This window comes from Cellulomonas sp. P5_E12 (assembly GCF_054049315.1).
Genome location: NZ_JBFUMP010000006.1, coordinates 41,617 through 54,883 on the forward strand (window position 1 = coordinate 41,617; position 13,267 = coordinate 54,883).

General features: G+C 72.8%; 13 protein-coding genes. 10 read left to right on the forward strand and 3 right to left on the reverse strand.

The window, feature by feature from the left end; translation table 11 throughout:
- Positions 1-27: 27 nt before the first annotated feature.
- On the reverse strand, positions 28-885 hold the full coding sequence (locus ACXJKA_RS06575) for a PAC2 family protein (protein ID WP_456824384.1): 858 nt from the start codon (positions 883-885) through the stop codon (positions 28-30).
- Positions 886-979: 94 nt separating this feature from the next.
- Between ACXJKA_RS06575 and ACXJKA_RS06580 the strand changes: the two genes are divergently transcribed.
- Entirely contained in the window at positions 980-1,672 is a 693-nt protein-coding gene (locus tag ACXJKA_RS06580; protein WP_456824385.1) for an HAD family hydrolase, read from the forward strand.
- Between the two features lie 6 nt (positions 1,673-1,678).
- Here the strand turns inward: ACXJKA_RS06580 and ACXJKA_RS06585 are convergent, their stop codons facing one another.
- Complete coding sequence (locus ACXJKA_RS06585) at positions 1,679-2,548, reverse strand: RecB family exonuclease (RefSeq protein ID WP_456824617.1); 870 nt, start codon at positions 2,546-2,548, stop codon at positions 1,679-1,681.
- Positions 2,549-2,700: 152 nt separating this feature from the next.
- On the opposite strand from ACXJKA_RS06585, the gene ACXJKA_RS06590 reads away from it, so the two are divergent.
- The 9 genes from ACXJKA_RS06590 to ACXJKA_RS06630 all read left to right on the forward strand — a co-directional run bounded on the left by ACXJKA_RS06590 (position 2,701) and on the right by ACXJKA_RS06630 (position 12,615).
- Positions 2,701-3,834, forward strand: coding sequence for a site-2 protease family protein (locus ACXJKA_RS06590; RefSeq protein ID WP_456824386.1), 1,134 nt, complete (start codon positions 2,701-2,703; stop codon positions 3,832-3,834).
- A gap of 11 nt (positions 3,835-3,845) precedes the next feature.
- Entirely contained in the window at positions 3,846-4,874 is a 1,029-nt protein-coding gene (locus ACXJKA_RS06595; RefSeq protein WP_456824387.1) for a tRNA (adenine-N1)-methyltransferase, read from the forward strand.
- 160 nt (positions 4,875-5,034) lie between these two features.
- Positions 5,035-6,669, forward strand: coding sequence for a proteasome ATPase (arc, locus tag ACXJKA_RS06600; protein ID WP_456824388.1), 1,635 nt, complete (start codon positions 5,035-5,037; stop codon positions 6,667-6,669).
- A gap of 59 nt (positions 6,670-6,728) precedes the next feature.
- Positions 6,729-8,336, forward strand: coding sequence for a depupylase/deamidase Dop (gene dop, locus ACXJKA_RS06605; RefSeq protein ID WP_456824389.1), 1,608 nt, complete (start codon positions 6,729-6,731; stop codon positions 8,334-8,336).
- A gap of 129 nt (positions 8,337-8,465) precedes the next feature.
- The gene (locus tag ACXJKA_RS06610; RefSeq protein WP_456824390.1) at positions 8,466-8,663 is read left to right on the forward strand and encodes a ubiquitin-like protein Pup; all 198 of its coding nucleotides are present in this window, start codon (positions 8,466-8,468) and stop codon (positions 8,661-8,663) included.
- Between the two features lie 6 nt (positions 8,664-8,669).
- On the forward strand, positions 8,670-9,503 hold the full coding sequence (gene prcB / locus ACXJKA_RS06615) for a proteasome subunit beta (RefSeq protein WP_456824391.1): 834 nt from the start codon (positions 8,670-8,672) through the stop codon (positions 9,501-9,503).
- Positions 9,500-10,201: a proteasome subunit alpha gene (prcA, locus tag ACXJKA_RS06620; protein ID WP_456824392.1), complete on the forward strand. Its 702-nt coding sequence runs from the start codon at positions 9,500-9,502 to the stop codon at positions 10,199-10,201. Before prcB ends, prcA begins: the two co-directional genes overlap by 4 nt.
- 38 nt (positions 10,202-10,239) lie before the next feature.
- A complete protein-coding gene (pafA, locus tag ACXJKA_RS06625; RefSeq protein ID WP_456824393.1) occupies positions 10,240-11,601 on the forward strand; it encodes a Pup--protein ligase in 1,362 nt (453 codons plus the stop codon).
- A gap of 129 nt (positions 11,602-11,730) precedes the next feature.
- Positions 11,731-12,615: an FKBP-type peptidyl-prolyl cis-trans isomerase gene (locus tag ACXJKA_RS06630; RefSeq protein ID WP_456824394.1), complete on the forward strand. Its 885-nt coding sequence runs from the start codon at positions 11,731-11,733 to the stop codon at positions 12,613-12,615.
- Here ACXJKA_RS06630 and ACXJKA_RS06635 read toward each other — a convergent pair.
- Positions 12,612-13,262, reverse strand: a complete 651-nt coding sequence (locus ACXJKA_RS06635; protein WP_456824395.1) for a TIGR03085 family metal-binding protein — start codon at positions 13,260-13,262, stop codon at positions 12,612-12,614. The genes ACXJKA_RS06630 and ACXJKA_RS06635 overlap by 4 nt on opposite strands.
- Between the last annotated feature and the right edge of the window lie 5 nt (positions 13,263-13,267).

Genomic DNA, 13,267 nt, shown 5'->3' on the forward strand with positions numbered 1-13,267 from the left:
GCTTCTGCTGCTCGGGGGTGGGCGGGCTCAGCCGCCCGTGCCCTTGTCGCGGCGGCGCAGGTAGCGCTCGAACTCCTGCGCGATCGCCTCGCCGCTGGCCTCGGGCAGGTCGGCCGTGTCCTTGGCCTCCTCGAGCTGGTGCACGTACTCGCCGATCTCGGAGTCCTCGGCGGCGAGCTCGTCGACACCGTGCTGCCAGGCGGCGGAGTCGTCGGGCAGCTCGCCCAGGGGGACGGGCTCGCCCAGCAGCTGCTCGATCCGGTGCAGGATCGCGAGCGTCGCCTTGGGGGACGGCGGGTGCGCGACGTAGTGGGGCACGGCTGCCCAGAGCGACATCGCGCGCAGCCCGCGGGCGGCGGCCTCGTGCTGGAGGACGCCGACGATCCCCGTCGGACCCTCGTACGTGTTCGGCTCGAGCCCGAAGATGTCGCGCACGTCGGCGTCCTCGCTCGTCGCGTTCACCGGGATCGGCCGCGTGTGCGGCACGTCGGCCAGGAGCGCGCCGACCGTGACCACCGCGTCGACGCCGAGGCCGGCGGCGATGTCGAGCAGCTCGGTGCAGTACCGGCGCCAGCGCATGGACGGCTCGATGCCGTGCACGAGGACGACGCGACGACCGCTGATCGGAGCCGTGGCCACCGCGACGGCGGTCGTCGGCCACGTGATCTCCCGGCGACCGTCCGGGCCGGGGCCGACGACGGGGCGGTTGACCTGGAAGTCGTGGTACTCCTCGGGGTCGAGCTCGTCCACCTGCTCGGCGTCCCACACCTCATGCAGGTGCTCCAGTGCCTGGGTGGCGGCCGACCCGGCGTCGTTCCACCCCTCGAAGGCGGCGAGCAGCACGGTCTCGCGGACCGGGAGGTCGGCCGATGGAGTCTCGCTCATCGTCTCAGCGTATTGCGCTGGGGAGCGCCTTCTCCGCACAGCACCGCTGCGCGCGCGTCGGAAGCCCGCCGCGGCCGGCTCGTACGATGGACCGATGCCCCGCACTTTCACCGACCTCGCCGCGCCGACCGCCGTCCTGTGGGACATGGACGGCACGCTGATCGACACCGAGCCGTACTGGATGGCGGCCGAGACCGAGCTGGTCGAGGCGCACGGCGGGGTGTGGACGCGGCAGGACGGCCTGGCCATGGTGGGCAACCCGATGCATGTGGCCGCCGAGGCTCTGCGCGGTCGCGGCGTCGACCTGCCGGACGAAGAGATCGCGGACTTCCTCAACACGCGGGTCGCGGCGGGGGTCGCCGCCGGGATCCCGTGGCAGGAGGGCGCGCAGGAGATCCTCGCCGCGCTGCACGGTGCGCGGGTGCCGATGGCGCTGGTGACATCCTCGTTCCGCACGCTGGCCGAGCCGTTCGCCGCCGCGGTGGGGCTCTTCGACGTGGTGATCAGCGGCGACGAGGTCACCCACCCGAAGCCCGACCCCGAGCCGTACCTCGTGGCCGCCCAGCGGCTCGGCGTCGACATCGCCGACTGCGTGGCCGTCGAGGACTCCCACTCCGGGATCGCGTCGGCGGTCGCGTCGGGTGCCCGGGTGGTCGCGGTCGAGGTGATGCAGGCGCTCACGGCGAGGCCCGGGCTGAGCCGCGTCGCGTCGCTGGCGGACCTCACCCTGGCCGACCTCGCCCGGATCGGCAGCGGCGACGTGCTGGACCTGCGCCGCGCGAGCTGACGCCGCTCAGGCGGCGGGGACGACGCCGATCGACCGTTCGACCGCACCTGCGGGGATCTCCGGCGGCGTGCCGCCGAACGCCGGGCAGAGCGCCTTGAACGAGCACCAGTCGCACAGCTTGGACGTCCGCGGACGCCAGTCGCCCGACCGGGCAGCGTCCTCGATGCCCGCCCAGATGGACCGCACCCGGGCCTCGATGGTGGCCATCTCCGGCTCGGTGGGCTCGTGGGTGAGCACGACGCCGTCGCCGAGGTACTCGAGCTGCAGGCGCTTGGGCAGCACACCGCGCGTGCGCCAGATGACGTAGGCGTAGAAGCGCATCTGGAACAGGGCCGAGCTCTCGAAGCCGGCGCGCGGGGACCGGCCGGTCTTGTAGTCGACCACCCTGACCCAGCCGTTGGGGGCGACGTCGACGCGGTCGACGATGCCGCGCAGCTGGGGGCCGCCCTCCTCGAGCTCCGTCGACACCATGAGCTCGCGCTCCCGGGGCTCGATGCGGGTGGGGTCCTCGAGCGTGAAGTACGTGGCGAGCAGCGCCTCGGCGCTGGTCAGCCACTCGGCGAGGTCCGCGGGCTGCGCGAAGAGCTCCGCGACGTCCGGGTTGCGCTCGAGGAGCGTGGCCCACTGGTCGGGCAGCAGGCCGTGGGCCGCGGCGAGCGTGCGCTCGGCGGCGGGGAGGTCGAACAAGTGCTCCAGCACGGCGTGCACGAGCGTGCCGCGGGCGGCCGCCGAGCTGGGCGGCTCCGGCAGGCGGTCGATGACGCGGAACCGAAACAGCTGCGGGCACTGCAGGAAGTCGTTGGCCCGCGACGGGGACAGCCCAGGACGGGACGGCGGCCGCTCCGTCGCGGCCTGCTCGACGGCGACCTCGACCAGCTCCTCCACGGCGTCGTCGGCGCTCGCCCCGGGGTTGGCGGGGGCGTCGGGGGTGTCCTGGTCGAGGTGCTGCACGGTCACGTGGTCGAGCGTAGGCGCCGCCGCCCACACGACCGGTCATCGACCCACGGACGGAGACCTACGCTGGGTCGGTGAGCGACTCCCGACCCCCGGCCCGGCGATCCTCCGGCTGGGTGATCGGCCGGGCGGTCGGTGCGCCCATCATCCTGGCCCCGAGCTGGCTGATCGCTGCGGTCGTGCTGACGCTGATCTTCGCGCCGAGCGTGCGGGCCCGCTCCGAGAACCTCGGCGCGCTGGTCTACGTCGTCGCCCTCGGTTTCGTCGTCCTGCTGCTCGCCTCCGTCCTGGTGCACGAGCTCGCGCACGGGCTGATGGCGCGCGCCCGGGGGCAGCAGCCCCGCGAGTTCGTGCTGACGCTCTGGGGCGGGCACACCGCGTTCGGCGGCGCGACGCCCACACCGGCCAGCAGCGCGCTGATCGCCGTGGTGGGCCCGATCGCGAACCTCCTGCTCGCGGCGGGGTTCTTCGCGCTGGCCCGGCCGGTGGACTCGGTGAGCCTGGTCGGGCTGCTCCTGTGGTCCGGCTGCCTGACCAACGCGTTCGTCGGGTTCTTCAACCTCATCCCCGGCCTGCCGCTCGACGGGGGCTACCTGCTCGAGGCGGCCGTGTGGGCCGCGACCAAGAACCGGCACACGGGCACCGTCGCGGCCGGATGGGTGGGGCGCCTCGTGGCGGTCGCCGTCTTCGCGTGGGCGCTGCTGCTGCCGCTCATGCAAGGTCGCCAGCCGGACATCTTCGACGTGGTGTGGGCCGCCCTCATCGGCGCGTTCCTCTGGTCGGGGGCGTCCGCGGCCGTGCGCGGTGGGCGCTCGCAGAAGGCGGTCGGCCAGCTGACGCTGGCCACCGTCGGGCGGCGCGCGGTCGCCGTCGGTCACACCGAGTCGATCGCGCACGCGGGTGCCCTGGCGGCGGCGGCCGGTGCAGACGAGGTCGTCATCCTCTCGCCGGACGGCCGACCGGCCGCCTACGTCGACCGCGTGGCCGCGGCCTCGGTCCCCGCCGACGTCGCCGGCACGACGCCCGTCACCGCCGTGGCGGTCCCGCTGCCGGTCGGTGCCGTCGTGGACGGCACCCTCGTCGGGCAGGAGCTCGTCGCGGCCGTCGGTCGGGGGACCGAGCACTCGCCGGTCGTGGCGGCGGTGGTGGACGGTCGGGTGGTCGGCCTGGTCCGCGCGATGGACGTCGTCGCCGCCATCCGCTCCTAGACTCGGGGACCGTGAACCCCGACCAGACGTCCACCGGGGCCGCGCAGCGTCGCGGCCTCTTCCGCGCGGGCGACCGCGTGCAGCTCACCGACCCGCGCGGCCGGCTGCACACGATCACGCTGGCCGAGGGAGCCTCGTTCCACACGCACCGCGGCTACCTGAGCCACGACCTGCTGCTCGGCGCGCCGGAGGGCTCCGTCGTGCGCAACACGGCCGGCATCGAGTACCTCGCCGTGCGTCCGCTGCTCGCCGACTACGTGCTGTCGATGCCGCGCGGCGCGGCCGTCGTGTACCCCAAGGACTCGGGCCAGATCGTCGCGATGGCGGACATCTACCCGGGTGCCCGGGTGATCGAGGCCGGGGTCGGCTCCGGCGCGCTCACCATGTCGCTCCTGCGCGCGGTCGGAGACGGCGGGTCCCTGCACTCGATCGAGCGGCGCGAGGACTTCGCGGCGATCGCGCGCGGCAACGTCGAGGGCTTCTTCGGCGGCCCGCACCCGGCGTGGGAGCTGTCGGTCGGTGACCTGTCCGACGTCCTGCCGACCGTGGCCGAGCCCGGCACCGTCGACCGCGTCGTGCTGGACATGCTGGCGCCGTGGGAGAACCTCGACGCGGTCGCCGACGCCCTCGCGCCCGGCGGCGTCTTCATCTCCTACGTCGCGACGACGACGCAGCTGTCGCGGCTGGCCGAGGACATCCGGACCGACGGTCGGTACACGGAGCCCGAGGCGTGGGAGTCGATGGTGCGCGGCTGGCACCTCGAGGGGCTGGCGGTGCGTCCGCAGCACCGGATGATCGGGCACACCGGCTTCCTGCTCACCACGCGCCGGCTCGCGGACGGGGTCGACGCCCCGCAGCGCCGCCGCCGGCCCGCGAAGGGCGCCTACCCGGTGGCTCCCGACGGTGCCCCTGCCGTGGACGACGCCGAGCTCTGGTCGCCCGAAGCGATGGGGGAGCGGCTGGTCTCGGACAAGAAGCTGCGCCGCGCGCGCCGCGACGTCGGCCAGGCCCCTGCGACGAACCCGCCCACGGAAGCCTGAGCTCCCGGGCGAACCCGTGGTCAGCATCTGAGCCGGTCCGCGCGCGTCGTACGTCGACGGTTGACACTGGTGGTTAGGGTCGTCGGACCAGCAGGCACAGCGCGGTGCACGGTGGGAACGGAGTGACGACCACGCACGACGCGGAACGGAGGCCGACGAGATGACCGATCCGGCCGCCCCTGGGCGGGACCTGCACCGAGAGCTGGCCGTGCTGGCCGCGAAGAACGAGCGCCTCAGTGACGCGCTCGTCGCGGCCCGCGAGCAGATCATCGACCTCAAGCGCCAGGTGGACGACCTGGCCAAGCCGCCCGGCACGTACGCCACGTTCCTCGGGTCGCGCGCCGACGGCACGGTGGACATCGTGTCGTCGGGCCGCAAGATGCACGTCGGGTCCAGCCCCTCGCTCGACGTGTCCAGCCTGCGCCCCGGCCAGGAGGTCATGCTCAACGAGGCCCTCACGGTCGTCGAGGCCGGCGGGTACGAAGAGGTCGGCGAGCTGGTCACCGTGAAGGAGCTGCTCGGCGCGGACCGCGCGCTCGTGGTCGGTCGCGGCGACGAGGAGCGCGTCGTGCGCTTCGCCGGGCAGGTCAGGGACGCGCACGTGCGCATCGGCGACGCCCTGACCATCGACTCGCGCAGCGGCTTCGTGTTCGAGGTGATCCCGCGCGCCGAGGTCGAGGAGCTGGTGCTCGAAGAGGTGCCGGACATCGACTACGAGGACATCGGCGGCCTCGGGCCGCAGATCGAGGCCATCCGCGACGCGGTCGAGCTGCCGTTCCTGCACCCCGAGCTGTTCCTCGAGCACGGGCTCAAGCCGCCGAAGGGAGTGCTGCTCTACGGTCCGCCCGGGTGCGGCAAGACGCTGATCGCCAAGGCGGTGGCCCACTCGCTGGCGGCGACCGCGGCGGCCGCGCGCGGCGAGAGCACCGCGGACACCAAGAGCTTCTTCCTCAACGTCAAGGGCCCGGAGCTGCTCAACAAGTACGTCGGCGAGACCGAGCGGCACATCCGGCTGATCTTCGCCCGGGCGCGCGAGAAGGCGTCGCAGGGGCACCCGGTCGTCGTGTTCTTCGACGAGATGGAGTCGCTGTTCCGGACCCGCGGTACCGGCGTCTCCAGCGACGTCGAGACGACGATCGTGCCGCAGCTGCTGAGCGAGATCGACGGCGTCGAACGGCTCGAGAACGTCATCGTCATCGGCGCCTCCAACCGCGAGGACATGATCGACCCCGCGATCCTGCGGCCCGGCCGGCTGGACGTGAAGATCAAGATCGAGCGGCCCGACGCCGAGGGCGCGCGCGAGATCTTCGGCAAGTACCTGGTGCCGACGCTGCCGATCCACCCGGACGACATCGCGGAGCACGGCGGGTCCGCCTCGGCCGCGGTCGAGGCGATGATCACCCGCGTCGTCGAGCGCATGTACACCGAGAGCGACGAGAACCGGTTCCTCGAGGTCACCTACGCCAGCGGCGACAAGGAGGTCCTCTTCTTCAAGGACTTCAACTCGGGCGCGATGATCCAGAACGTCGTCGACCGCGCGAAGAAGTCGGCGATCAAGGATTTCCTGAGCAGCGGTCAGCGCGGCATCCGCGTCGACCACCTGCTCACCGCGTGCGTCGACGAGTTCCGCGAGAACGAGGACCTGCCGAACACGACCAACCCGGACGACTGGGCGCGCATCTCCGGCAAGAAGGGCGAGCGCATCGTCTTCATCCGCACCATCGTGCAGGGCAAGAAGGGCGCGGAGGGCTCGCGCACCATCGAGAACGTCACGAGCACCGGTCAGTACCTCTGAGCCTCTACCAGCACAGACGGACGCGTCGATCACTGCTAGCGGGACCCTAGGGTGGTCCTGTGACCGTGCGCCGCGTGATGGGGATCGAGACCGAGTACGGGATCCTCCAGCCCGGACGCCCACTGGCCAACCCGATGCTGCTGTCGAGCCACGTCGTCGCCGTGCACGCCGCGGCCCGCGAGGGCGCGCGCACCAAGGCGCGTTGGGACTACGACGACGAGGACCCGCTGCACGACGCCCGCGGCTTCCACCTTCAGCGCGCGTCGGCCCATCCCTCGCTGCTCACGGACGACCCCGCCGTGCCGGCGCCGTCCGGCGACGGGCCGCAGGCCCTGCCGAGGGCCGCCACCGAGGAGTACGAGGACCCGGGCGCAGCGAACGTCATCCTCACCAACGGCGCCCGCCTGTACGTCGACCACGCGCACCCGGAGTACTCGTCGCCCGAGGTCACCAACCCGCTCGACGCCGTGCGCTGGGACCGTGCGGGGGAGCGCGTGATGCTCGCGTCGGTCCGCGCCCTGGCGTCCACCGCGGCCCTGCCGGACGTCGCGCTGTACAAGAACAACGTGGACGGCAAGGGCGCGACCTACGGCATGCACGAGAACTACCTGGTCGACCGGGCGGTCCCCTTCAACGACCTCGCGGCGCGGCTGATCCCGTTCTTCGTGACGCGCCAGGTGTTCACCGGCGCGGGTCGGGTGGGGCTCGGGCAGCGCGGCGAGGAGCCCGGGTTCCAGCTGTCCCAGCGCGCGGACTACATGGAGGCGGAGGTCGGTCTGGAGACGACGCTGCGCCGGCCGATCATCAACACGCGCGACGAGCCGCACGCGGACCCGGACCGCTGGCGGCGGCTGCACGTGATCATCGGCGACGCGACGATGCTCGAGGTGGCCACCTACCTGCGGCTCGGCACCACGTCCCTGGTGCTCTGGCTGATCGAGCGGGCGGTGGCCGACGGCGGTGCCGGCGGCGCGCTCGCCCCGATCGACCGCCTCGTCCTGCGCGACCCGGTGCACGCGGTCCACCTGGTGAGCCACGACCTGACGCTGACCACCAGGCTCGAGCTCGCCGACGGGCGCCGGCTGACGGCGCTGGAGGTCCAGCGCGAGTACCTCGACGCGGTGCGGGGGGCGCTGGCCCACGTGGGTGACGAGCCGGACGCACAGACGACGGACGTCCTCGACCGCTGGACGTCGGTCCTCGACCGCCTGGCGACGGACCCGGCGTCCTGCGCGCGCGAGGTCGAGTGGCTGGCCAAGCTGCGGCTGCTCGAGGGCATGCGGCGCCGGGACCGACTGGCGTGGGACCACCCGCGGCTCGCCGCGATGGACCTGCAGTGGTCCGACGTGCGGCCCGAGCGGGGCCTGTACCACCGGCTGGTCCAGGCGGACGCGGTCGAGCTGCTGGTGAGCGCCGAGCAGGTGGCCGAGGCCGTCCTGCACCCGCCGCGGGACACCCGGGCCTACTTCCGCGGCGAGGCCGTCGCGCGCTACGGCGGCGAGATCTCCGCGGCGAGCTGGGACTCGGTCGTGTTCGACGTGCCGGGTGCCGCGACGCTCCAGAGGGTGCCGATGCGCGACCCGCTGCGCGGCACGTACGCGCACGTCGGGGGCCTGCTGGACCGCAGCCCCGATGCCGCGTCGCTGCTGGAGGCGCTGGGCGCGTGACGCTCGGCCCACGGCTGCCGGGGTTCGGTGGGCGACGTTCCGTCCGCACCGTGGCGCGGGGACCGGGAGCGTCGGAGGATGGGCCTAGGGTGGGCGTCAGCACGTCGTCGGCACTCCGGGGAGGTCACCATGGCTGGTCAGGAACACGTTCGCCCGCGCCGCGAGGACGCCGAGCCGGATGACGGCCCCGACACCCCGGCCCCGGCGGCACCGAGCGCTCAGGCCCGGGACGCCGAGGTCGACGCGCTCCTCGACGAGATCGACGACGTCCTCGAGTCCAACGCCGAGCAGTTCGTGCGCGGATTCGTGCAGAAGGGCGGTCAGTGAGCGCCGATGAGTTCTCACGACCTGTCCGCCTCCGGGCGGCTGCCGCACGCGTTCACGACACCGGGCTCGTCGTCGTTCGTGGATTTCCTGTCCAGCCACGCCCCGCAGCTCCTGCCGGGTAACCGGCCCGGCGGCGACGTCCTGGCGCCGCACGGCACCACGATCCTGGCCCTCTCGTTCGAGGGCGGGATCGTCATGGCCGGCGACCGCCGGGCGACCATGGGCTCGATGATCGCGAGCCGCGAGATCGAGAAGGTCTTCCCGGCCGACGAGTACTCCGCGGTCGGCATCGCCGGCACCGCGGGCCTCGCGGTCGAGCTGGTCAGGCTGTTCCAGCTCGAGCTCGAGCACTACGAGAAGATCGAGGGCAGCCTGCTGTCGCTCGACGGCAAGGCCAACCGGCTGGCGACCATGATCCGCGGCAACCTCGGGCTTGCGATGCAGGGGCTGGCCGTGGTGCCGCTGTTCGGCGGCTTCGACCTCGACCGGCGCATCGGCCGGATCTTCTCCTATGACGTCACGGGCGGCCGGTACGAGGAGCACGACCACCACGCGGTCGGCTCGGGATCGGTGTTCGCGCGCGGCTCGCTCAAGAAGCTCTGGCGGCCGGGGCTCGACGCCGCGGGCGCGGTGCGGGTGGCCGTCGAGGCGCTCGTCGACGCGGCCGACGACGACTCGGCGACCGGGGGTCCGGACCACACCCGGGGCATCTGGCCGGTCGTCGCGACGGTCACCGAGTCCGGGTACCTGCGCGTGGCCGACACCGATCTCGCGGCCGTCGCAGAGCAGGTCGAGCAGGAACGCCGACGCACCCATGAGGGACGCGGGGGTGCGCGATGAGCATGCCGTTCTACGTCTCGCCCGAGCAGCTGATGAAGGACCGGGCGGACTACGCGCGCAAGGGCATCGCCCGCGGCCGCTCGGTCGTCGTCCTGCAGTACGACGACGGCATCGCCTTCGCCACGGAGAACGCGTCGCGCGCGCTGCACAAGATCTCTGAGATCTACGACCGGATCGGCTTCGCGGCGGTCGGCAAGTACAACGAGTTCGAGAACCTGCGGGTGGCCGGCGTGCGCTACGCCGACCTGCGCGGCTACTCCTACGACCGCGAGGACGTCACGGCGCGCGGGCTGGCCAACGCCTACGCCCAGACGCTGGGCACCTCGTTCACCACCGAGTCCAAGCCCCTCGAGGTCGAGATCGTCGTCGCCGAGGTGGGCCGCGCCGCCGCGGGCGACCAGATCTACCGGCTGGCGTACGACGGCTCGGTGACCGACGAGCACGGCTACGTCGTCATGGGCGGGCAGGCGGAGCGCCTCGGCGGGCTGCTGGCGACCGACTGGCGGCCCGGCCTGACGCTGCCCGAGGTGCTCGCGCTGGCCGTGCGGACGCTCGGTGCACCGACGGAGGACGGCGGCGAGACGCGGGCGATCCCGGCGACGCAGCTCGAGGTCGCGGTGCTCGACCGGACCCGCCCGCGGCGGACGTTCCGCCGGCTCGCCGGGGCGTTGCTGGAGGACCTGCTCGACGCGGACTGAGCGAGTCCGCACGCACGAGCGACGGAAGGAGCACGGCGATGGACAGACGGATCTTCGGCCTGGAGACGGAGTACGGCGTGACCTGCGCCGCGCAGGACGGTCGCGGGCTGTCGGCCGACGAGGTCGCGCGGTACCTGTTCCGCAAGGTGGTCGCCTGGGGCCGCTCGTCCAACGTGTTCCTGCGCAACGGCTCACGGCTGTACCTCGACGTCGGCTCGCACCCCGAGTACGCGACCGCGGAGTGCGACGACGTGCGCCAGCTGGTCACGCACGACCGGGCCGGCGAACGCATCCTCGAAGGGCTGGTGGCGGACGCCCAGCAGCGGCTCGAGCACGAGGGCCTGCCGGGCAAGATCCACCTGTTCAAGAACAACACCGACTCGGCCGGCAACTCCTACGGCTGCCACGAGAACTACCTGGTGCGCCGGCAGGGCGACTTCTCGCGGCTCTCCGACGTGCTCGTGCCGTTCCTCATCACGCGCCAGATCCTCACCGGCGCCGGCAAGGTCCTCACCACCCCGCGCGGGGCCGTGTACTGCCTGTCGCAGCGCGCCGACCACATCTGGGAGGCGGTCTCGAGCGCGACCACCCGCTCCCGGCCCATCATCAACACGCGCGACGAGCCGCACGCCGACGCGGAGCATTACCGGCGGTTGCACGTGATCGTGGGCGACTCGTCGATGTCCGAGACGACCACGATGCTCAAGGTCGGCACGACGGACCTGCTGCTGCGCATGATCGAGGCCGGCATCCCCATGCGGGAGATGGCGCTGGAGAACCCGATCCGGGCGATCCGCGAGATCAGCCACGACATCACGGGCATGCACCCGGTCACCATGGCGAACGGTCGGACGGTCACGGCGATCGACCTGCAGGAGGAGTACCTCACGCGGGTCACGGACTTCCTGGCGTCGGAGGGCGGGCCGAGCCCCGAGAACAAGCAGGTGCTGGACCTCTGGGAGCGCGGGCTGCGCGCACTCCGCACCGGCGACCTCTCGCTGGTGGACCGCGAGCTGGACTGGGTCATCAAGTACAAGCTCATCGAGCGGTACCGCGCCAAGCACGACCTCGACCTGTCCGACGTCCGGGTGCAGCGCCTCGACCTGGCGTACCACGACATCTCCCGCACCGAGGGGCTCTACAACCTGCTCGCCGCCAAGGGGATGGTGGAGCGGGTGACCACCGACCTGGAGATCTTCGAAGCCACGGCCGTCCCGCCGCAGACCACGAGGGCCAAGCTGCGCGGCGACTTCGTGCGCGCGGCGCAGGACGCCCGACGCGACTACACGGTCGACTGGGTGCATCTCAAGCTCAACGACCAGGCCCAGCGCACGGTCCTGTGCAAGGACCCGTTCCGCAGCGTCGACGAGCGGGTGGACCGGCTCATCGAGTCGATGTAGCCCGAAGGCGGGCAGGGCTGCGACTCTGCACGGGCCGGACAGACTCGGGCCGTACAGTGTGGCGGTCCTGGAGTCCGCCCGGACCATCGACCTGGCGGCCGCCGGGACCCCAGAGCCGGAAGGAACGACGTGCGACGACTGCAGGGCCGAGCCCTGGTGGCCGGTCTGGCGATCGCGCTGCTGACCCTCGCCGGGTGCAGCACCCCGGAGTCGGAGCCCGCCGTGGTGACGGTGTCCGGTGAACCCGGTGCGGCGCCGACGATCACCTACGTGACCCCGCTGCAGGTGGACAAGACCCGGACCGAGCAGATCTGGGAGGGCACGGGCGCGGACCTCGTCGAGGGCGGTCCCGTGCTCATCGACTTCTGGCTCGAGGACGCCACCGACGCCTCGCTGGTGAAGGAGAGCTACTCCACCAACCCGACGGCGATGCTGCTGACGGAGGAGGACCTCGGCACGGACCTCTACGACACGCTCCGCGGCCAGAAGGTGGGCGCACGCCTGCTCCAGGTCAGCCCGGGCAGCGGGTCGGGGGCCACGAGCTACCCCACCGTGACGGTGGTCGACGTGCTGCCGACCCGCGCCGACGGCGAACCCGTGCCCCCGCGCTCGGACCTTCCGGCGGTCACGCTGGACGCGTCGGGCGCCCCGTCGATCACCGCGACGGGCACGGACCCGCCATCGACGCTCGTCGCAGCACCGCTGATCCGCGGGACCGGGGAGCAGGTGGGCGCGAGCGACGTCGTGACCGTGCAGTACACCGGGTTCGCGTGGACCACGGGCGAGCCGTTCGACTCGACCTGGACGCACGGCCTGCCGGTCTCGTTCTCGCTGCAGGACGTGCAGGCGTGGGCCGAGGGGCTCGTCGACCAGCCGGTCGGCAGCCAGGTCATGCTCGTCGTGCCGCCCACGTACGCGCTGGGGGTCACGGACAGCGAGGAGCTCGCGGGCCAGACCGTGGTCTTCGTCGTCGACATCCTCGCCACCGGCCACCCGGACCAGGCGGCCGGCTAGCGCGAGGGCAGGACCCGCTCGATCTCGGCGAGGTCGGCGGGGTCGCCCTCGACCCGGACGTCGGCGGCGGCGCCGCGGCCGAGGAGGTACAGGACGAGCTCGCCGACGTCGCCCCGGACCACCACCGTGCCGCTGTCCACCTTGGGCGCGCGCAGCCGGTGGCGGACGCCGTCGGTGCGGACCAGCACGACGCCGACGGGCACCTTGCGCAGCCGCATGCCGCCCGAGCGCTGCAGCTGCGCCCACAGGACCTCGACGAGCTCGGGGTCCAGCTCGCGGGGCGGGACCGGGCCCGCGCCGCGGCGGACGTCCTCGGTGTGCACGAAGAACTCGATGACGTTCGTCGACTCGCCGGCCCAGCTGCCGGGGTGCCAGAACGCCGGGCGGTCGGCGGCCACGCGGGCCACGAGGTCGCGGTAGGCGCCCTCGGTCGCCGCGGTGTCCGCGAGCCTGGCGATCGCCGCCTCGGCGCGCTCCGAGAGGGCGGGCACGGCGATCCCCGCGCCGACCATCGGCGAGCGCTCGCGCAGCACGATGTGCGCGGCCAGGTGCCGGGCCTGCCAGCCCTCGCAGAGGGTCGGCGCCTCGGGCGAGACGTCCAGGAGTGCCTGCGCCAGCTGCGCGCGCTCGATCTCGTGCCAGGTCATGAGCG

Bases quoted from the DNA above. Each gene is read 5' to 3' on its own strand.
- ACXJKA_RS06635 (WP_456824395.1), bottom strand. From the start codon at position 13,262: ATGACCTGGCACGAGATCGAGCGCGCGCAGCTGGCGCAGGCACTCCTG.
- pafA (WP_456824393.1), top strand. From the start codon at position 10,240: ATGGACAGACGGATCTTCGGCCTGGAGACGGAGTACGGCGTGACCTGC.
- ACXJKA_RS06610 (WP_456824390.1), top strand. From the start codon at position 8,466: ATGGCTGGTCAGGAACACGTTCGCCCGCGCCGCGAGGACGCCGAGCCG.
- ACXJKA_RS06580 (WP_456824385.1), top strand. From the start codon at position 980: ATGCCCCGCACTTTCACCGACCTCGCCGCGCCGACCGCCGTCCTGTGG.
- arc (WP_456824388.1), top strand. From the start codon at position 5,035: ATGACCGATCCGGCCGCCCCTGGGCGGGACCTGCACCGAGAGCTGGCC.
- prcA (WP_456824392.1), top strand. From the start codon at position 9,500: ATGAGCATGCCGTTCTACGTCTCGCCCGAGCAGCTGATGAAGGACCGG.
- prcB (WP_456824391.1), top strand. From the start codon at position 8,670: ATGAGTTCTCACGACCTGTCCGCCTCCGGGCGGCTGCCGCACGCGTTC.
- ACXJKA_RS06575 (WP_456824384.1), bottom strand. From the start codon at position 885: ATGAGCGAGACTCCATCGGCCGACCTCCCGGTCCGCGAGACCGTGCTG.